The sequence below is a fragment of the Aeromicrobium panaciterrae genome (assembly GCF_039537165.1).
GTDB classification, from domain to species: domain Bacteria; phylum Actinomycetota; class Actinomycetes; order Propionibacteriales; family Nocardioidaceae; genus Aeromicrobium; species Aeromicrobium panaciterrae.
In genome coordinates this window covers 2582935-2602603 of record NZ_BAAAZZ010000002.1, presented here as the reverse complement: position 1 = coordinate 2602603, position 19669 = coordinate 2582935, and the positions used below count along the sequence as shown (strand labels likewise).

Annotated in this window: 20 protein-coding genes; 7 read left to right on the top strand and 13 right to left on the bottom strand. The window is 67.1% G+C overall.

Annotated elements, in window-relative coordinates; all coding sequences use genetic code 11:
* Positions 1-161: 161 nt before the first annotated feature.
* Both ABD683_RS13690 and ABD683_RS13685 read left to right on the top strand, forming a co-directional pair.
* Positions 162-512: a TraR/DksA family transcriptional regulator gene (locus ABD683_RS13690; protein ID WP_344770511.1), complete on the top strand. Its 351-nt coding sequence runs from the start codon at positions 162-164 to the stop codon at positions 510-512.
* Between the two features lie 28 nt (positions 513-540).
* A complete protein-coding gene (locus ABD683_RS13685; RefSeq protein WP_344770510.1) occupies positions 541-786 on the top strand; it encodes a TFIIB-type zinc ribbon-containing protein in 246 nt (81 codons plus the stop codon).
* On the opposite strand, the gene ABD683_RS13680 is transcribed toward ABD683_RS13685, so the two are convergent.
* Together ABD683_RS13680 and ABD683_RS13675 are read right to left on the bottom strand one after the other, a co-directional pair.
* Positions 783-1160, bottom strand: a complete 378-nt coding sequence (locus tag ABD683_RS13680; RefSeq protein ID WP_344770509.1) for a hypothetical protein — start codon at positions 1158-1160, stop codon at positions 783-785. The two genes, ABD683_RS13685 and ABD683_RS13680, sit on opposite strands and share 4 nt — an antisense overlap.
* A 49-nt stretch (positions 1161-1209) precedes the next feature.
* Complete coding sequence (locus ABD683_RS13675; RefSeq protein WP_344770508.1) at positions 1210-1794, bottom strand: YczE/YyaS/YitT family protein; 585 nt, start codon at positions 1792-1794, stop codon at positions 1210-1212.
* A gap of 35 nt (positions 1795-1829) precedes the next feature.
* On the opposite strand from ABD683_RS13675, the gene ABD683_RS13670 reads away from it, so the two are divergent.
* Both ABD683_RS13670 and ABD683_RS13665 read left to right on the top strand, forming a co-directional pair.
* Positions 1830-2126, top strand: coding sequence for a DUF503 domain-containing protein (locus ABD683_RS13670; protein ID WP_344770507.1), 297 nt, complete (start codon positions 1830-1832; stop codon positions 2124-2126).
* Between the two features lie 16 nt (positions 2127-2142).
* A complete protein-coding gene (locus ABD683_RS13665; RefSeq protein ID WP_344770506.1) occupies positions 2143-2760 on the top strand; it encodes an FMN-binding negative transcriptional regulator in 618 nt (205 codons plus the stop codon).
* Here ABD683_RS13665 and ABD683_RS13660 read toward each other — a convergent pair.
* From ABD683_RS13660 to ABD683_RS13625, 8 genes are all read right to left on the bottom strand, one after another.
* Positions 2739-3416 carry a response regulator gene (locus tag ABD683_RS13660; RefSeq protein ID WP_344770505.1) on the bottom strand — a complete coding sequence of 226 codons (678 nt, stop codon included), beginning with the start codon at positions 3414-3416 and terminating at the stop codon, positions 2739-2741. The genes ABD683_RS13665 and ABD683_RS13660 overlap by 22 nt on opposite strands.
* Entirely contained in the window at positions 3413-5923 is a 2511-nt protein-coding gene (locus ABD683_RS13655) for a DUF4118 domain-containing protein (protein ID WP_344770504.1), read from the bottom strand. Before ABD683_RS13655 ends, ABD683_RS13660 begins: the two co-directional genes overlap by 4 nt.
* Positions 5924-5952: 29 nt before the next feature.
* Complete coding sequence (gene kdpC, locus ABD683_RS13650; RefSeq protein ID WP_344770503.1) at positions 5953-6534, bottom strand: potassium-transporting ATPase subunit KdpC; 582 nt, start codon at positions 6532-6534, stop codon at positions 5953-5955.
* Positions 6535-6537: 3 nt separating this feature from the next.
* Entirely contained in the window at positions 6538-8535 is a 1998-nt protein-coding gene (gene kdpB, locus ABD683_RS13645; RefSeq protein WP_344770502.1) for a potassium-transporting ATPase subunit KdpB, read from the bottom strand.
* Positions 8532-10190 carry a potassium-transporting ATPase subunit KdpA gene (kdpA, locus tag ABD683_RS13640; protein WP_344770501.1) on the bottom strand — a complete coding sequence of 553 codons (1659 nt, stop codon included), beginning with the start codon at positions 10188-10190 and terminating at the stop codon, positions 8532-8534. The genes kdpB and kdpA overlap by 4 nt, the downstream gene beginning before the upstream one ends.
* A gap of 9 nt (positions 10191-10199) precedes the next feature.
* On the bottom strand, positions 10200-10289 hold the full coding sequence (gene kdpF / locus ABD683_RS13635; RefSeq protein WP_344770500.1) for a K(+)-transporting ATPase subunit F: 90 nt from the start codon (positions 10287-10289) through the stop codon (positions 10200-10202).
* A 73-nt stretch (positions 10290-10362) separates the two neighbouring features.
* Positions 10363-12948, bottom strand: a complete 2586-nt coding sequence (gene clpB / locus ABD683_RS13630; RefSeq protein WP_344770499.1) for an ATP-dependent chaperone ClpB — start codon at positions 12946-12948, stop codon at positions 10363-10365.
* A gap of 166 nt (positions 12949-13114) precedes the next feature.
* Positions 13115-14683 carry an LPXTG cell wall anchor domain-containing protein gene (locus tag ABD683_RS13625; RefSeq protein ID WP_344770498.1) on the bottom strand — a complete coding sequence of 523 codons (1569 nt, stop codon included), beginning with the start codon at positions 14681-14683 and terminating at the stop codon, positions 13115-13117.
* Positions 14684-15134: 451 nt separating this feature from the next.
* Between ABD683_RS13625 and ABD683_RS13620 the strand changes: the two genes are divergently transcribed.
* Positions 15135-16184, top strand: coding sequence for an HpcH/HpaI aldolase/citrate lyase family protein (locus tag ABD683_RS13620; RefSeq protein ID WP_344770497.1), 1050 nt, complete (start codon positions 15135-15137; stop codon positions 16182-16184).
* 7 nt (positions 16185-16191) lie between these two features.
* Complete coding sequence (locus tag ABD683_RS13615; RefSeq protein ID WP_344770496.1) at positions 16192-17061, top strand: HpcH/HpaI aldolase/citrate lyase family protein; 870 nt, start codon at positions 16192-16194, stop codon at positions 17059-17061.
* A gap of 59 nt (positions 17062-17120) precedes the next feature.
* On the opposite strand, the gene ABD683_RS13610 is transcribed toward ABD683_RS13615, so the two are convergent.
* From ABD683_RS13610 to ABD683_RS13600, 3 genes are all read right to left on the bottom strand, one after another.
* On the bottom strand, positions 17121-17381 hold the full coding sequence (locus tag ABD683_RS13610; RefSeq protein WP_344770495.1) for a hypothetical protein: 261 nt from the start codon (positions 17379-17381) through the stop codon (positions 17121-17123).
* A 342-nt stretch (positions 17382-17723) separates the two neighbouring features.
* Positions 17724-18839 (bottom strand): FUSC family protein, encoded by a 1116-nt coding sequence (locus tag ABD683_RS13605; RefSeq protein WP_344770494.1) that lies wholly within the window; start codon positions 18837-18839, stop codon positions 17724-17726.
* 7 nt (positions 18840-18846) lie between these two features.
* Positions 18847-19095: a DUF3618 domain-containing protein gene (locus ABD683_RS13600; RefSeq protein ID WP_344770493.1), complete on the bottom strand. Its 249-nt coding sequence runs from the start codon at positions 19093-19095 to the stop codon at positions 18847-18849.
* Positions 19096-19158: 63 nt separating this feature from the next.
* Between ABD683_RS13600 and bcp the strand changes: the two genes are divergently transcribed.
* Entirely contained in the window at positions 19159-19635 is a 477-nt protein-coding gene (bcp, locus tag ABD683_RS13595; protein WP_344770492.1) for a thioredoxin-dependent thiol peroxidase, read from the top strand.
* Positions 19636-19669: the final 34 nt, after the last annotated feature.

Genomic DNA, 19669 nt, shown 5'->3' with positions numbered 1-19669 from the left:
CGCTCCGCACCTCTCGAAGGCCCATTAGCCAGCGAGTTCGGGGTTCGAGTCCCTGATGCCGCACCGCCCGCAAGATCGGCGGGCGAAGGCCTCGTTCCTCGCCGAAACGGGGCCTTTGCTCTGCCTCGGATACGTCTGACCTGACACCTAGGGTCAGTGGCATGGATCCGCAGGCACAGCTCGACGCCGAGCATCGTGAGGCCACCGAGCAGCTCGCGGCACTGAAGCGCGACTTCGCCGAGATGGTCGCCGCGTCGGCCGACTCCAACGCAGACGACGAGCACGATCCTGAGGGATCGACCATCGCCTTCGAGAGGTCCCAGGTCGGCGCCCTCATCGAGCAGGCCGAGCGACGCCTTGGCGAGATCGAGGCGGCGCGCGTACGTGTCGACACCGGGACGTACGGCGTGTGCGAGCTGTGCGACGAGCTGATTGCGCCTGGGCGCCTCGAGGCCAGGCCGATCGCGCGTACCTGCGTTGCGTGTGCGGGAACTTCGCGAACGTCCGGCTAGTTGGCTAGGGCAGGAGGCAAACCATCACATGAAATGCCCAACTGACAACGCCACTCTCGTCATGAGCGAGCGCTCAGGCATCGAGATCGACTACTGCCCGGAGTGTCGCGGCGTGTGGCTCGATCGCGGCGAGCTCGACAAGATCGTCGATCGCGCGGCGCAGGAAGCCGCGCCCACGCCGAAGTACGCCGAGCCGCGCTACGACGACCGTTCACGGAGCCAGCAGCCCTATCGCAAGAAGAAGGGCCACTGGCTCGGCGAGCTGTTCGACTAGGCCTTGCGGGTCTTGATCACCCGGGCGTCGACCAGTCCGTAGACCACCGTGCCCAACCACACGATGAGCACCGTCAGCACCCAGGTGCCGAGCCCTTCGAGATCGAAGTTCTTGCGCTTGGTGAGCTGATCGATGATCAGCAGGGCGACCCACGTGGTGGCCAGTCCGCCCAGGAACGTCGCCTGGGCGGCGTACCTGCCCGCGAGGGAGTCCATGATGCCGCCGAGCAGCATCGTGAGCAGCGTGAACAGTGCGGCGGCGATGAGCCAGCCCACAAAGCTGAGCTCGAACTTGTCGAACAGGACGGCCGCGAGCAACAGAAGAAGTCCGTTGGCGCCGGCCGCGAGCGCAAGGCGTTTGAGCAGATTCGTCATGTCTCCAGAGTCGCACCGGTGGGCCCGAATCTCGACGACATCGGCAGTGTCACTCGATGCGGTCGATCGACAGGATCGAGAAACGTGACGAGAGCCAGTCGACGACGGGACCGAGCAGGAAGATCACCAGGATCGTCCCGGGACCGATCGCCGCGCCGCACAGCCAGCCGAGCAGGGCGCCACCACCCTGCACGACGCTATAACTCCACTTGAACGGCACCGGCGGGTCGAACGCGAGCGCCGCGGCTTCGGTCGGGCCCGCGCCGGCGTCGACCGCGAGGTAACCGGCGACGCCCACCGCCACGACCGGGAACGACAGCACCAGGAGGACGATGCGTACCCCCATCGAGTCGGGCTCGTCGAACGCATCCAGCAAGCCCGACACAACGAAGCCCACGACCAGCGGCTGGGCAAGCGTGCCCATGCCCGGCTTGAGGCCCCGAGCCCATGCCATCGCGACCAGCACGATGCCGACCACGAGGTTGACGACCCAGAACGTGACGTCGAGAGCGATCGACAAGCCGTTGATCATGGTCGAGTAGCCGTCCGACCCCAGCGCCGCGATCAACAGCATGGCCACGCCGATGCCGAGGATGACGCACGAGACGACGAGGCGGCTCAGGCGGACGATCACGACCCGATCCTTGCAGGCCTGAGAGGATCGACGACATGTGGATCGGCTGGATCGAGTTCGACGTGCTCCTCGGCGACGTGCACTCGCTCAAGGAGAAGCGCGCGTACGTCCGGCCGCTGGTCGCCGACATCCGGCGCACGTTCAGCGTCGCCGTCGCCGAGAGCGACTCGCTCGACCTGCATCGCCGGGCCGGTATCGGCGTCAGCGTCGTCGCAGCCGACAGCGCGCATGTCATCGACGTGCTCGACGCCGTCGACGACTTCGTGGCCCGGCGGCCGGAGATCGAGCTGCTCTCGGCGCATCGCGGCATGGTCTCCAGCGACGACGAGTAGTCCGTACGCTGATCACGTGTACATCCCGCACTTCAACGTCATGGCAGACGCGGACGTGCACGACTTCGTCGCGGCGATGGGGAGCGCCGAGATCGTGACGGTCGGCGCCGACGGCGTCCCGCTGGCGACCTTGCTGCCGATCCTGTGGTCCGACGACGGCGGCACGGTCATCGCACACATGGCCCGCGCCAACCCGCACTGGCGCGCGATTGCTCCCGGTCAGCCCTGTCTGGCCATCGTCGCGGGCCCGCAGGCCTACATCTCCCCCAGCTGGTATGCCGCCAAGGCCGAGCACGGCCGCGTCGTCCCGACGTGGAACTACTCGTCGGTTCACCTCACCGGCACCGCGACGGTGCACGACGACCCGGCGTGGGTACGCGACGCCGTCACCCGTCTCACCGATCGCCACGAGCAGCGCCGCGACGAGCCGTGGGCGGTCACCGACGCGCCCGAGACGTACGTCGGCAAGAACCTCAAGGCCATCGTCGGCATCGAGCTGACCGTGACGACGGTCGAGGCGAAGGCGAAGCTCAGCCAGAACCGTTCCGCCGAGGACCAGGCCGGTGTTGCGGCCGGTCTCCTCGAAGACGGCGCCGACCCCGCGGCCGGACCTCAGGACACCACGAGTCGATAGCCGATCCCGGGATCGGTGATGAACAACGCCGGCCGCGACGGATCCTGCTCGAGCTTGCGCCGCAGCTGCGCCATGTAGACCCGCAGATAGTTGGTCTCGCGGACGTAGCCCGGGCCCCACACCTCGTGCAGCAGGTCGGCCCGGCGGACCAGGCGACCCTGACGCCGGGCCAGCACCTCGACGATGTGCCACTCGGTTGGCGTGAGGCGGACATCCTCACCGCCGCGGGTGGCCGTGCGTTCGGTGATGTCGAGCCGTACGTCGCCGACCTCGACGACCAACGACTCCCCGTCACCGCCGCCGCGCCGGATCGCGGCTCGCACCCGTGCCAGCAGCTCCTCGATGTCGAACGGCTTCGTCACGTAGTCGTCGGCACCCTCGTCAAGCGCCTCAACCTTGTCGTCCGACTCGTGGCGGGCCGATAGCACCACGACCGGTACCTGACCGAAGGAGCGCAGCCGCTTGAGCACCGTGACGCCGTCAAGATCTGGCAGGCCGAGGTCGAGGATCACGACGTCGGGCATGCGCTCGTCGACGATCTGCAGCGCCGAGCGGCCGTCAGCCGCGGTCTCGACGTCATATCCGCGAGCACGCAGATTGATCGACAACGTACGGAGGATAGCGGGATCGTCGTCGACCGCGAGCACGAAGGTCATGCGCTGTCTCCGTCCGATGCGTGCAGCGGAAGGTCGATGACGAACGTCAGTCCCCCGCCCGGGGTGTCCTCGGCTGTCAACGTACCGCCCATGGCCTCTGTCAGACCCCGGGCGACGGCGAGTCCGAGGCCGACACCCTCGCCACGCGGCACGTCGCCGAGTCGCTGGAACGGTTCGAACAACGATTGCTTCTCGGTGTCGGCCACGCCCGGTCCGGAGTCGACCACCCGGATCGAGACGCGGGATGCCGACGCAGACGTCGCAATGCCGACATGGGCAGGCTCGGGCGCGTAGCTCAGGGCGTTGGAGACGAGGTTGGCGATCACCCGCTCGAGCAGGCCGCCGTCAGCCGCGATCAGCGCCGCATCGGGCTCGACCGTGACACCGACGCGTTCATGTCCGGGTAGCGAGGCGATGGCACCACGTACGAGTCCTTCGACCTCGACCTCGTCGACATGCGCCTTGACCGCACCCATCTGCAGGCGACTCATGTCGAGGAGGTTGGCGACCAGGTCATCGAGGCGGTCGGCTGACTCCTCCACCGTCGCCAACAGTGCCTGCTCATCCTCGGGCGACCAGTCGATGTCGTTGTTGCGCAGGCTGCTGACCGCGGCCTTGACTGCCGCCAGCGGTGAGCGCAGATCGTGCGAGACAGCTGCGAGCAACGCCGTGCGAGTGCGGTCGGCCTCCTCGAGGACCCGACGTTCGTCATTCGCGGTTGCTGCACGCCGTCGTTCGCCGATCACGGAGGCGTGGGCCGCATAGGCCTTGAGCAGCCGCTGGTCTGCGGCCGGCAGCGATCGGCCGACGAGGGCGAGCCATGAGTCGTCGTCGATCGCCACGCTGGCGTCAGCCTCGGCGAGCGCGGTGATCGGCGCGCCATACGCCGTACGGATCTCGTCACCGGCGCCGATGATCGCTGCCCCGCGCATGCCGAACAGCTCGCAGGCGCTGGCCAGCAGCGCCGGGAAGTCGTCGCCGGCGTGCAGCAGGCTGTGCGACAGCACGGTCAGCGCATCGGCCTCGGCCGTGGCCCTCTCCGCCTGTGCCGTACGCCTCGCCGCCAGGTCGACGACCGAGGACACGGCGATCGCCACGACGACGAACAGACCCAGCGCGAAGGCGTTCTCGGGGCTGGCGATCGTGATGCTGCGCAGCGGCGGCGTGAAGAAGTAGTTGAGCGTGAATCCGCTGACGAACGACGTCACGATCGCGGGCCTCAGGCCACCCGTCAGCGCGGTCGCCACGACCAGGGCCATGAACAACATGGCTTCGGTCGGCAGTCCGTGGAAGTCCGGAGTGGCCAGCAGGGTCGCGGTGAGCGCGAACGGGCCCAGGACGCCGAGCGCGTAGCCGAGGAGCCGACGCCGTTGTCCGAGGTTGGGCGCCGCCCGTACGTTGCCCTTCTTTCGTCGCGCCTCGTCGTGCGTGACGATGTGCACGTCGATGTCACCTGACTCGGCGATCACGATCTCGCCGATTCCCGGGTTGACCAGCGTCGACACCCGACTGCGGCGACTCGCGCCGATGATGACCTGGGTCGCGTTCTCGGCCCGGGCGAAGTCGAGGATCGCCGTGGCCGCATCGTCGCCGACGACGGTGTGGAACGTGCCGCCCATGTCCTCGGTCATCACGTGCAGCTTGTGCAAGCGCACCGGGTCCATCTGCACCAACCCGTCTCCGCGAGTCACGTACAACGCCATCCAGGTGCCGCCACCCGAACGTGAGGCGATCCGTGCAGCTCGTCGCAGCAGCACCTCCGACTCCGGTCCGCCGGTGACCGCCACGACCAGGCGCTCGCGGGCAGCCCACGTCGAGTCGATCTGGTGCTGGTCACGGTAGCGATCCATGCCCTCGTCGACGCGATCGGCGAGCCACAGCAGCGCCAGCTCTCGGAGCGCCGTGAGGTTGCCCTCGCGGAAGAACTGCGACATCGCCGCGTCGACCTTGTCGGCGGCGTAGATGTTGCCGTGCGCCATCCGCCGGCGCAGCGCCTGCGGGCTCATGTCGACCAGCTCGATCGCATCGGCCTGGCGGACGATCTTGTCGGGCACGGTCTCGCGCTGCCGTACACCCGTGATCGACTCGACGACGTCGTTGAGCGACTCGAGATGCTGGATGTTGACGGTGGTGATGACGCAGATCCCGGCGTCGAGCAGCGCCTCGATGTCCTGCCAACGCTTCTCGTTCTCGGTGCCGGGGACGTTGGTGTGGGCCAGCTCGTCGACCAGGGCGACCTCCGGCCGGCGAACGATGATCGCCGGCAGGTCCATCTCCTCGTAGGACGTTCCGCTGTAGTCGACCCGGCGCCGCGGCACGACCTCCAGATCGTCGAGCTGCTCGGCAGTGTGCACGCGTCCGTGGGTCTCGACGAAGCCGACGACGACGTCGGTGCCGCGCGTGGCACGTCGGCGGCCCTCGTCGAGCATCGCGAAGGTCTTGCCCACGCCGGGCGAGGCACCGAGATACACCCTCAGGATGCCTCGCTGCCTCGCCTCTGAGTCCACGTTCTCAGTGTGCACCTGCGGCAACCAGATCAGGTCGTGGCCAGCTCGAGGGCCAGGTTGAGCTCCAGCACGTGGACCTTGGGCTCACCGAGGAATCCGAGCTGCCGGCCGTACGTGTGGTCGTCCACGAGCCTGCGCACCGTCTCGACGGACAGGCCCCGCTCCCGGGCGACCCGCGCAACCTGCAGCTCGGCGTACTCCGGTGAGATGTACGGGTCCAGTCCCGATCCCGACGCGGTCACCGCATCGGCGGGCACGTCACTCACGGCGACACCCTCCGCTTCGGCGATCGCTGCCTGACGCTCCTTGATCGCCTTCAGGAGGTCGGGATTGGACGGTCCGAGGTTCGAGGCGGCGGAGGCGAGCCCGTCGTACTCGGTCGCGGACGGCCGGCCGTGGAACCACATCGGGTCGTCGACCGGGAAGTCCTGGCCGATCAGCGACGATCCGACGTCCTTGCTGTCGCGATCGATGAGCTGACCGTTCGACTTGTCGTGGAACGCGACCTGGCCGACTCCCCACACCGCGGCGGGGTAGGCGACGCCGAGCAGGACGGTCATGACGACCAGGACCTTGAGTCCGACGACGCACTGGCGAATGAAGGCTGACATGGGTTATCCGATTCCTGGGATGGTCGAGACGATGAGATCGATGAGCTTGATCCCGATGAACGGTGCGATGACGCCACCGAAGCCGTAGACGAGGATGTTGCGCCGCAGCACGGACTCCGCCGATGCGGCCCTGAACTTCACGCCGCGCAGTGCCAGCGGTATCAGCGCCACGATGACGAGCGCGTTGAAGATCACCGCCGAGACGATCGCGGACTTCGGGGTCCCCAGGTTCATGACGTTCAGGGCGTCGAGTGACGGGTAGGCCACCAGGAACATCGCGGGGATGATTGCGAAGTACTTCGCGACGTCGTTGGCGATCGAGAACGTCGTCAGAGCGCCACGGGTGATGAGCAGCTGCTTGCCGATCTCGACGATGTCGATGAGCTTGGTCGGGTCGGAGTCGAGGTCGACCATGTTGCCGGCCTCCTTCGCCGCAGAGGTGCCGGAGTTCATCGCGACGCCGACGTCCGCAGCGGCGAGTGCCGGGGCGTCGTTCGTACCGTCACCGGTCATCGCGACGAGGTGCCCGCCCTGCTGCTCCTTGTGGATCAGCTGCATCTTGTCCTCGGGGGTGGCCTCGGCGAGGAAGTCGTCGACGCCCGCCTCCTTGGCGATCGCAGCGGCCGTCAGCGGGTTGTCGCCCGTGATCATCACGGTGCGGATCCCCATCCGGCGCAGCTCGGCGAACCGTTCGACCATGCCGTCCTTGACGACGTCCTTGAGGTGTACGACGCCCAGCACCCTGCTGCCCGACGATGTCGACTCGGCGACGACCAAGGGCGTGCCGCCGCTGCCGGCGATGGCGTCGATCGACGTGCGGACGCCGGGCTCCATCTCCGTGCCGACCCAGGCGGCGACCGACGAGCCCGCACCCTTGCGGACCGTACGTCCATCGGCGAGGTCGACGCCCGACATCCGAGTCTGGGCCGTGAACTCCACGAACTCCGCACCAGTGGGCAGGTCCGCGTCGTCGGCGCCCTCGGCCAGGGCGAGCTCGACGATCGAGCGACCCTCCGGGGTCTGGTCGGCGAGGCTCGAGAGCCGTGCCGCATCGCGCAGCTGGACCTGGGTCACGCCGTCAGCGGGGACGAACTCCGATGCCCGGCGGTTGCCGTACGTGATGGTGCCGGTCTTGTCGAGCAGCAGCGTGCTGACGTCACCGGCCGCCTCCACGGCTCGACCAGACATCGCGAGCACGTTGACGCGTACGAGCCGGTCCATCCCGGCGATGCCGATGGCGCTGAGCAGCGCGCCGATCGTCGTCGGGATGAGACACACCAGCAGCGCGACCAGCACCAGCGTGCTCTGCGGTGCGCCGGCGTAGTCCGCCATGGGGCGCAGCGTGACGACCGCGAGCAGGAACACGATCGTCAGGCTCACCAGCAGGATCGACAAGGCGATCTCGTTGGGCGTCTTGCGGCGGGATGCTCCTTCGACCAGCGCGATCATCCGGTCGAGGAACGTCTCGCCGGGTGCCGACGTGATCTCGACGACGATCCGGTCCGACAGGACCTTGGTGCCGCCCGTGACAGCCGACCGGTCGCCACCGGCCTCGCGGATCACCGGCGCAGACTCGCCGGTGATGGCCGACTCGTCGACCGAGGCGACGCCTTCGACGACATCGCCGTCGCCCGGGATGGTCTCGCCGGCCTCGACGACGACGCGGTCGCCCTTGCGGAGCTGCGTGCCGGCGACGGTCTCCTCGACACCAGCGGCATTGATCCGCCGTGCGGTGACGTCCGTACGCGCCGCACGCAACGACGCGGCCTGCGCCTTGCCGCGACCCTCGGCTACTGCTTCGGCGAGGTTGCCGAAGACCACCGTGAGCCACAGCCAGACCGTCACGACCCAGGCGAACACCGACGGGTCGGCTATCGCGATGACGGTCGTCATCACCGATCCGATCCACACGATGAACATCACCGGGCTGCGCCACAGGTGGCGTGGGTCCAGCTTCCGCAGTGCCGAGGGCAGCTGCGACAGAAGGGCGGACAGGGTCATGAGAGGGCCTCCGCGATGGGTCCGAGAGCGAGCGCCGGGAAGAACGTCAGCCCGGTGATCAGCAGGATCACGCCGACGAGCAGTCCGGCGAACAATGGCGTGTGAGTCGGCAGTGTTCCGGCGGTCGCCGGGACCTTGCCCTGTTTGGCGAGCGATCCGGCCAGCGCAAGGACCAGCACGATCGGGATGAACCGGCCGAGCAGCATGGCCAACGCCAGCGCGATCTGGAAGAACGTCGACGTGACGGTGATGCCACCGAAGGCGCTGCCGTTGTTGTTGGCGGCCGACGTGAACGCGTACACGACCTCGCTGAAGCCATGACCGCCGGGATTGCCCATCGCGTCGGGCGTGCCGCTCAGCGCGATCGCCGTGCCGACGCCGACCAGGATGATCGCCGGGACGCTCAGCGTGTAGAGCGCGACGTACGTCATCTCCCTGGCGCCGATCTTCTTGCCGAGGATCTCGGGCGTACGGCCGACCATCAGGCCGGCGATGAACACCGTCAGGATCGCCATGATGAGGATGCCGTAGATGCCGGCACCCACACCGCCCGGCGAGACCTCGCCGAGCATCATGTTGACCAACACCGTGCCGCCACCCGTGGGAGTCAGCGAGTCATGGGAGGCGTTGACCGCGCCGGTGGACGTGCCAGTCGTGACGACGGCGAACAGCGACGACGCCCACTCACCGAGCTGCGTCTCCTTGCCCTCCATCGCCGCGCCGGCGAGCTTGGCCGCCTGCGAGCGGGCGCCCGCCTCGGCCCAGGTCGTGATCGTGACGGAGGCCGCGATCAGGAAGGTCATGGCACCGAGGATCGACAGGCCCTGCTTGCGGCTGCCGACCATCGTGCCGAGCGTGCGGGTCAGCGAGATCGGGATGACCAGGATGAGGAACATCTCGACCAGGTTGGACAGCGGGTTGGGGTTCTCGAACGGGTGCGCCGAGTTGGCGTTGAAGAAGCCGCCGCCGTTGGTGCCGAGCTCCTTGATCGCTTCCTGGCTCGCCGCTGGGCCCCCGGGGATGACCTGCGTGCCGCCGGTGATCGTGTGCACCGTGTGGTCCGCGAAGTTCTGGATCACGCCCTGCGAGACGAGCAGGATGGCACCGACGAACGCGACGGGAAGCAGGATCCGCAGAGTGCCGCGTACGAGGTCGACCCAGAAGTTGCCGAGCTCGCCGCTGCGTGAGCGTACGAAGCCTCGGATCAGGGCCACCGCCACGGCGATGCCGACCGCCGCCGACAGGAAGTTCTGCACAGCAAGCCCGCCCATCTGGGCGCTGAACCCCAGCGCCGACTCACCGGCGTACGACTGCCAGTTGGTGTTGGTCACGAACGAGACAGCGGTGTTGAGACCCATGTCCCATGGCATGCCGGACATGCCTCGATCGAACGGCAGCGCTCGCTGACCGACGAGGATCGCGAACAGCGCAACCATGCTGACGAGGGAGAACCCCAGCACGCTGTACGTGTAGGAGCGGGCGGTCTGCTCAGCGTCGGGATCGACCCTGAGCAGTCGGTAGACGCGCTTCTCGACACGCCAGTGCTTCGGCGAGGTGAAGACGCGTGCCATGTAGTCACCGAACGGCACGTGGACCGCGGCGAGCAGGGCGACAAGAGCTGCGATCGTGAGCAACCCGGCAGAGGTGTCGGACATGTGCGCCCCTCAGAACCGGTGAGGGAAGATCAGGGCCGCCACGAGGTACGCCAGCAGGCCGATCACGATCACCAGTGAGACGGCTGAATCGAAGGTCATGCACCCATCGCACACCCGCCAACGCCCGGTTCCTCGGGCGTTGACGGGCTCCTAGCGGATCTTGACGCGATCTTTACGCGCTGATCGTGAGCTCCTCGGCATCGGGCCGGCGATCGACCGTCACGGTGTCGCCGTCGCGTACGTCGCCCGCCAGCAGCATCCGCGCGAGCTGGTCGCCGATCGACTGCTGCACGAGCCGTCGCAGCGGCCGGGCGCCATAGGCCGGGTCCCAGCCGGTCAGCGCCAGCCACTCGCGAGCCGCCGGCGTGACGTCCAGTGCGATGCGACGAGCCTCGAGTCGCCTCGCCAGTGACGCAACCTGGAGGTCCACGATGTGCGCGAGCTCCTCGGTGCCGAGCGCGTCGAACATGACGATCTCGTCGAGCCGGTTGAGGAACTCGGGCTTGAACGACGCCTTGACCACGCCCATCACGGCGTCGCGCTTCGCCTGGTCATCCAGCGTCGAGTCAGCCAGGAAGGGTGAGCCGAGGTTGGACGTCAGGATCAGGATGACGTTGCGGAAGTCGACGGTACGTCCCTGCCCGTCGGTCAGCCGACCGTCGTCGAGCACCTGCAGCAGGATGTCGAACACCTCGGGGTGGGCCTTCTCGACCTCGTCGAGCAGCACCACGGAATAGGGGCGACGGCGCACGGCTTCCGTCAGCTGGCCACCCTCGTCATAACCCACATAGCCGGGAGGCGCACCGACGAGGCGGCTGACCGAGTGCTTCTCTGCGTACTCGCTCATGTCGATGCGTACGATGGCCCGCTCGTCATCGAACAGGAACTCCGCAAGTGTCTTGGCGAGCTCGGTCTTGCCGACACCGGTTGGGCCGAGGAACAGGAACGATCCCATCGGACGATCTGGGTCGGAGATGCCGGCGCGCGAACGACGTACTGCGTCCGACACCGCGGCAACGGCCGTCTTCTGGCCGATCAGCCGCTTGCCGAGCTCGTCCTCCATCCGCAGGAGCTTGCCGGTCTCGCCCTCCAGCAGGCGGCCGGTCGGGATGCCGGTCCACGAGGCCACCACCTCGGCAATGTCGTCCGCGCCGACTTCTTCGTGCACCATCGACTCGCCGTCGTGCTCGGCTTCTGCGGCCTGTGCGTCCTCGAGCTGACGTTCCATGGCGGGGATCTCGCTGTAGAACAGCCGGCTCGACGTCTCCAGGTCACCTTCGCGCTGGGCGCGCTCGGCAGCGCTGCGCACCTCGTCGATGCGCTCCTTGATCTCGCCGACGGCGTTGAGGGCCTGCTTCTCGCGCTCCCATCGTGTCTCGAGGGCCCGCAGCGCTTCCTGCTTGTCGGCCAGCTCGACTCGGAGCTTCTCCAAGCGGTCCTCGCTCGCGGCGTCGGACTCCTGCTCGAGGTGCAGCTCCTCCATGCGGAGCCGGTCGACTGCACGACGCAGCTCGTCGATCTCGATCGGGCTCGAGTCGATCTCCATGCGGAGGCGACTGCTGGCCTCGTCGATCAGGTCGATCGCCTTGTCGGGCAGCTGTCGACCCGGGATGTAGCGATCCGAGAGCGTCGCGGCGGCCACGAGCGCGGCGTCCGAGATCGACACCTTGTGGTGCGCCTCGTAGCGCTCCTTGAGCCCGCGCAGGATCGCGATCGTGTCCTCCGGGCTGGGCTCACCGACGAACACCTGCTGGAAGCGGCGCTCCAGGGCCGGGTCCTTCTCGATGCGCTCGCGGTACTCGTCAAGTGTCGTGGCGCCGATCATGCGCAGCTCGCCGCGGGCCAGCATCGGCTTGAGCATGTTGCCCGCGTCCATCGCGCTGTCACCACCGGCACCAGCGCCGACCACGGTGTGGAGCTCGTCGATGAAGGTGATGACCTGTCCGTCCGACTCCTTGATCTCGGTCAGCACAGCCTTGAGCCGCTCCTCGAACTCACCTCGGTACTTCGCGCCAGCGACCATCGCGGCGAGGTCGAGCGAGATCAACCGGCGTCCGCGCAGCGACTCCGGCACGTCTCCGGCGACGATGCGCTGCGCCAGACCCTCCACGACAGCGGTCTTGCCGACGCCGGGCTCACCGATGAGCACGGGATTGTTCTTCGTACGCCGCGACAACACCTGCACGACCCGACGGATCTCGCTGTCACGCCCGATGACTGGGTCGAGCTTGCCCTCGCGTGCCACGGCCGTCAGGTCGACGCCGTACTTCTCCAACGACTGGTACGTGTCCTCCGCCTCGGCGCTGGTGACCCTGGCATTGCCGCGTACGGCCGTGAACGCCGATTGAAGGGCCTCCGCCGTGGCACCGTTGTCGGTCAGCACGGTCCTGGCCGCCGACTCGACCGTGGCGATGCCGACGACGAGGTGCTCGGTCGAGACGAAGTCGTCGCCGAGCTGGTCAGCCAGGTCCTGTGCACGTTGCAGCACCTCGTGCGAGGCGCGGCTCAGCGACGGGTTCTGCACGTTCGCGCCTCGCGCGGACGGCAGTGCGTCGAGGGCGTCCTTGAGCCCGGAGCGCACGTCCTGAGGATCGACGCCCCCTGCCTGCAGCAAGGGTGCCGCCGTGCCCCCGTCCTGCGTCAGCAGCGCCGCGAGGATGTGGGCGGGCTCGACCGCAGGATGGCCAGCGGCAGCGGCGGCAGAGATGGCGCTGCCCAGTGCCTGCTGGCTGCGCGTGGTGAACTTGGCAAGATCCATGGGTGGTCCTCCTCAAAGGTTGGGGCGTCATGAGGTTCAACATCGACAGAGTTGAGTCCATTCCACTCAACTTTGCCATGTGCACCGAGCCAGCACCCGTTTCACCACGCGAACGCGCAGAAGGGGAGCCGCCTGAGCGACTCCCCTTCTGACGAACCCGGCTAGATCAGTGGCTGTTGCCCCTGAATGTCGCCTTGATGGCAGCCACCAGCTTGCTCACCCATGACTGCGCGGCCGTGTGGGTCGGCGGCAGGATCGGCGAGTAGACGACGCCCTGTCCCAGTGCGGCTCCCACCGGCTTGCGGCCCGCGAGGACCATGAATCCAGCGGCCATCATCGAACCCGCGAGGACGAGCAGCAGGAGCGACGAGCCACCCGTGTCGGGCAGCAGTCCGTCCTCTTCGCCACCCGGCTCGGTTCCGCCCGTGACACACGCCGGATCATCGGCCGACAGCTTCGGCTCAACGGTGACCGGGAACTCCGACTGGCCACTGATGAAGTTGCCCGGGGTAGCGGTCGCAGTCACGACGTAGTCACCGGGGCCCGTGCCTTCAGGCTCCTGCGAGTAGTCGATGGCGTCGGTGTCGGCGGGAACGGACAGCGTTCCGTCGAGCTCACACGTCGGATCCGTGACAGTCGGCGGTGTCGGTTCGACCTCGTCGACGGGCTCACAGCCGTTGGCGTAGATCGCCTGGCCTTCGGCTGTCCAGTTCTGGCCGGGGTACTCGACACCGTTGTAGACGTACGGCTCGATGATGTCACCCCAGCCTGCGTCGACACCGTTGAAGATCGGGCCGTTGTGCTCCTCGTCGTGCCCGTTCGCCACACCCGCGGTTGCCGGCGGGATCACGTTGTACGGGTTCTGGAACGACGCAGTGGCGTGGCAGATCTTGACGTCGGTCGAGTCCGGCGGGTCATCCGTGATCACGGGGCAGTCGATCTGTCCCGACAGCTGCTCGAGGACCGTGAAGTCCCAATGGATCACTGCGTCCTCGGCAAGGACGTATCCCGGCGCAGCAGTGGCGTCGACGTCGACCTCACCGGGCGCATTGGCGGGGGTGACCGTGTAGACAACACCCTCGGTGGTGGGCACGTCGACGAGACCATCGGCCGAGCAGGTCGGCGCGATCAGCAGCGGATCTTCCGTGTCGACCTCGATGAGCGCCACGATCTGCGCGCACGGGTTGGCCTGGCTCGTGTTACGGCCCGGGTAGGTGACGACGTCGTCGCCGACCATGTAGTCGAAGCTCGGGATCCAGTCGCCGGCATGCGCGGCGTTGTCCTGGGCGTGTCCCTGGCCCTTGACGATCGAGTTGTAGCTCACCGAGATGGACTGAGCGTTAGCGGGATTGCCCGGCGGAACATGACAGATGTCCACCTTGTCGTTGAGGTTGACCGCGGCGGCAGCCACGACACCACCCTCGTCATCCGCCTCGTCGTCCTTGTCCTTGGCCTTCTTGGCGTCATCACCCTCAGGCACACTCTTGGTCCTGGCGGCAGGTGCATCCGCGGCGGGCTGCTCAGCGGCAGGCTCTTCAGCCGCGGGCTGCTCAGCGGCAGGCTCTTCAGCCGCGGGCTGCTCAACGGCAGGCTCTTCGGCTGCCGGCGTCTCCGGCGCAGTGGTTGTCTCAGTTGTTGTCGGGGTGTCTGCCCCGTCGCCCTCTGCGGAGATCGCAGGTTGCGCGATGAACACGCTGACCGCGAGCATCGCGAGAACGAGAAGAATCTTCTTCATTACACGTAACTCCATCCGTATCGCCCCTGAACGGAAGCGTCGAGTTTCGTAGACAAGGGAGGTCCTCGGCTGCGCGAGCCGACGGCATGTGGGAGTGCGCCGAAGCTCGTGCATCTCCAACGGGATTACGGGGAAGACGTCACGCTCGAAATGGCCGAAATGCCACCAAAATTCGCCGTGCCAGAAGATTTGATCACGATGTACTACCGGCACTAGTCCCAACGGGCCATAACTTTTAAAGGACTAGACGCTTTAGCGAGGGTCTTCGCCCCGACCGAAAGGCCCTGAGGACGAGCATCTCGAGCTCACCGTCCTAGCGCCCGGGAGCGCCGAGCGTTCGAGCCCATCGATCTGGTTGGTGTGACCCTCGCCCTACCGTTCGGCCCGCTCGGATCGACATACTGAGGGGTCTTTTGCCTTCAGAACTCTGCTGCCTGAAAGAGTGAGCCGCGTGCGCAACCCCCGAGCCTTCCTCCGCCCCCTCGCCGTCGGAGCTCCGACACCGGTCGCCGACATCCCGTTCCGTCCGAGCCGGATGATCCACTTCTTCGACCCGAGCAACCCCAAGATGGCGGACAAGGTCCCCGACATCGCGACCAAGGTCGACATCATCCTCGGCAACCTCGAGGACGCCATCAAGACCGAGAACAAGGAGGCCGCCCGCCAGGGCCTCGTCGACATCGCCAAGAAGACCGACTTCGGCCAGACGCAGCTGTGGACCCGCATCAACAGCCTCGACTCGCCATGGGCGCTCGACGACCTCATCACCCTGGTGACCGAGATCGGCGACAAGCTCGACGTCATCATGGTGCCGAAGGTCGAGGGCGCCCAGGACATCCACTACATCGACCGGATCCTCGCGCAGCTGGAGGCGCGCGCCGGCCTCACTCGCCCGATCCTGGTCCACGCGATCCTGGAGACCGCCGAAGGCGTCACGAATGTCGAGGAGATTGCCGCAGCCAGCCCCCGTTTGCAGGGCATCTCGCTCGGCCCCGCCGACCTCGCCGCCAGCCGCCGCATGAAGACGACGCGCGTCGGTGGCGGACATCCCGGCTACCTCGTGCGCCAGGACCCGACCGGCGATGACCTGTACGAGGGCCGCACGACGTACCAGCAGGATCTCTGGCACTACACGATCGCGCGCATGGTCGACGCCTGCGCAGCCAACGACATTCTCCCGTTCTACGGTCCGTTCGGGGACATCAAGGACGTCGTGGCGTGCGAGGACCAGTTCCGCAACGCGTTCCTGCTCGGCTGCGTCGGCGCCTGGAGCCTGCACCCGGTGCAGATCGACATCGCCCGCAAGGTGTTCTCCCCCGACCCCGCCGACGTGGCGCATGCCAAGGAGGTCGTCGAAGCCATGGGCGACGGCTCCGGCGCCGTGATGATCAACGGCAAGATGGAGGATGACGCCTCCTGCAAGCAGTGCATCGTCATGCTCGACCTCGCCAAGGCCCTCGCCGAGCGCGATCCCGAGCTCGCCGCCTCCTACGACCTCTAGGACTCAGATGACTGATCTCCGCCCCCGCCGTTCCGTCCTCTACATGCCCGGCGCCAACGAGCGCGCGCTCGAGAAGGCCAAGGGCATCGACGCCGACGCGCTGATCCTCGACCTCGAAGACGCGGTCTCTCCCGACTCCAAGGCCGACGCTCGCGATCGCGTATGCGCTGCGGTGGCCTCCGGTGAGTACGGGCACCGCGAGCTGGCAATCCGCATCAACGGCATCGGCACCGAGTGGCACGAGGCCGACATGGCCGCGGCTGCCGCCGCCGGACCCGACGCCGTCCTGGTGCCGAAGGTCAACTCCGCCGCCGAGGTGTTGCAGCTCGTCGAGGCGTTGGAGTTCAACGGAGCCCCCGCGCACACGGCCCTGTGGGCCATGATCGAGACGCCGATTGCCCTTCTCCACGCCGAGGAGATCGCTGCGGCACACGAACGTCTCACCGTGATCGTGATGGGCACCAACGACGTCGTGAACGAGACGTACGGGCTTCACGTGCCCGGCCGCAACCCCGTCGTCCTCGCCTCGCTGTCACTCTCGCTGCTGGCGGCCCGCGCCGCCGGCAAGGTCATCCTCGACGGCGTCTACAACGACGTGAAGAACGAGGAAGGGTTCGTCGCCGAGGCGAAGCAGGGGCGCGAGATGGGCTTCGACGGCAAGACCCTGATCCACCCCAGCCAGGTCGAGCCAGCCAACGCGGCCTTCGGACCGTCGGATGACGAGATCGAGCACGCCAAGGCCATGATCTCGGCGTTCGAGGAAGCCAAAGCCGCAGGTCAGGGCGTCGTGACGTTCAACAACAAGATGGTCGAAGAGCTCCACGTACGCGATGCGCGACGCATCCTCGCCTCCGCCGAGGCCATCGCCGCACGCTAGAAACACGACAGGAGCGCCGTACGGGATTCCGTACGACGCTCCCTGTCGTGCAGGCGCTTCTACCGGCTGCTGCGCAGCGAGTAGATGTTCGACTCGATGGACCTTTTGCGCTTCTGGTGGATACGACGCTGTCGCACCGACTCCAGGAGCACTGCTCGGTCGATCTCGGACAACTCATCCCAGGCGCGCTTGCCGCGGGCCTGTCGGGCTTCGAAGATTGCCACTGACTTCACCCCCTCTCCAACGGTTCCGGTCGTCGGTGAGGAGTAGTCGGTCTGGTTCTTAGCGGTTATGAGTCGTGTTTCGAGATTCGTGGTCATAGCGCGCCTCCTTTCGTGTGGATGGATGGATGAATAGCGGTCGGACATACAAAAAAACCGCTTCAGATCTGAGATCCGAAGCGGCAGAAGTGCCAAGAAGTGATGACTACTTCAGGTGCACTGCTTCGGAGGTCGGACCGGCAAAGGGCATGACGGCAAGACCGCTGTCGCGGCCGTTCGTCATGGTGATGATCTTCTTCATGGGTCCACCTCCTTCATCAGTTTCGTGCTCGTTCGGAGCAGTCGTGCCAACGTAGCGCAGGTCCGACGGGGTTGTCTAACCACCGAGCCGTGTCGCGTGTCAACATGTCCGAATCCTGCTGGCCGCTGTCTCAGCCGACCTCAGAATTCGAGCCGCTCGTCGATCTCGTCCCTGCTGAAGCCGCTGGCGTAGAGCAGGTCGGCGGCGAGGGACCGGACCTGTGCGGCGATCGATGCGCTGTTCATCGTCATCGCCTCGGGCAGGGCCGCGGACGCCATCCGCGCCGCCTCCACCAGCTCCTGACGCGCCTCGTCGAAGTCGTCGTGCTGCGACAGGTCGTCGGCGAAGATGCCGATCGCCTTGGCGAGGGCGTCGATGGCCAGGTCCATGTCGGGCGGCACTAGCTCGCCGTGGCGCAGGAGCGCCGAGGTCTTGCGGGCGAGCACGCGGGCGTCGCGTACCGCGTTGTCGAGGTCGCGGACCGTGGCGACGTACGTCTCGACGTGCTCACGCTGCTTCCACCGCATCGGCGACATGCGGGCGATCTCGGTGACGTTGGCAGCCGTCGACGTCATGGTCTCGACCTGGGGTTGCATGGCGCGCGCCTCGTTGAGCGCGAGGTCGGCGAGTGACGCGTCGTCGGTGCGCAGCGCCTGGGCGGTGCGGCTGAGGATACCGGCGAGCCTGGTGAGGAACTGCTGCACCTCACGGTCGATGTCACGCACGGCATTGCGCGGTATGAGCAGGATCGTCGCCAGCCCGAACGCACCACCGATCAGAGCGTCGAGGAACCTGGTGGCTGCCGGATTGGTGTTGCCCGCCACCGGGATGACGGTGGCAAGCAGCACCGACGAGGTCGCCGCCTGGGTGAGCGCCAGCCCCTTCAGCCCGACGAGGATGCCGACGATCATCGTCAGCACCACGACGAGCGCCAGCTGCCAGGTGCCACGGCCGATGAGCAGGATGATCAGCTCGCCGACGAGGACGCCGGTCGAGACGCCGAGGACGAGCTCGAACAGCGTGCGGCCGCGCAGACCGGCACCGGCGATCAGGACGATGATCGCCGCGATCGGCGCGAAGAACGCCTGCCGGTGGTCGAGGACGTGTGTCGCGAACCAGTAGGCCGCCGCGGTCGCCAGGCTCAGGCGCAGCAGGAGGCGCCAGCGGTGGCGCAGCAGGAAAAGCCGATCACGGAGCGTTCCCTCAGGCCGACGCAGGCGCAGTCGGCGAAGCGGTATGTCGCGCGCCGGGCTCATCGGTGCGCTAGCGCAGAAGTCGGCGCACGAATGCGATCGCGGCGATGACGACCGCGATGCCGCCGGCGATCGGCGCGATGACAGCGAGCCTGGGTGTGCCGTCGGGCTCGATGAAGCGTCCCTTGACATCAGCCAGCGTGCGGCGGGCGATCGTCTTGGGGTTGGCGCGGTCGATCAAGGCGTCGACGGTGTCGGCCAGGCGCTCACGGATCTGCTCGATCTCGTTGACCAGCTCGTCTGAATCGGCCTTCGCCACGTCGCGCCTCACTCATCTGGACTCGAGGCCACGATCGTGGACTCGTACGTCAGGATAGTGCGTATGACCGATCGACTGCAGCCCGGAGACACCGCCCCCGACTTCACCCTCACCGACGACACCGGCACGTCCGTCACCTTGTCGGACCTGCGCGGGCAGAACGTGATCGTCTACTTCTACCCCGCCGCCATGACGCCGGGCTGCACCAAGCAGGCGTGCGACTTCAGCGACTCGATCGACCGGCTGCAGTCCGAGGGCTACACGGTGCTCGGCATCTCGCCCGACAAGCCCGAGAAGCTTGCGAAGTTCCGTGAGCGCGACGGGCTCAGCATCACGCTCCTGTCAGACCCCGAGCGGGAGGTCCTCGAGGCATACGGCGCATACGGCGAGAAGAAGCTGTACGGCAAGGTCGTCGTCGGCGTCATCCGGTCCACGTTCGTCGTCGACGCCGAGGGCACGATCTCGTACGCCGCCTACAACGTGAAGGCCACCGGTCACGTCGCCAAGCTCCGCAAGGACCTCAAGCTCGACGCCGCCTAGCCCTTCCAAGGACCTCCGTGCGGAGTCATACTCC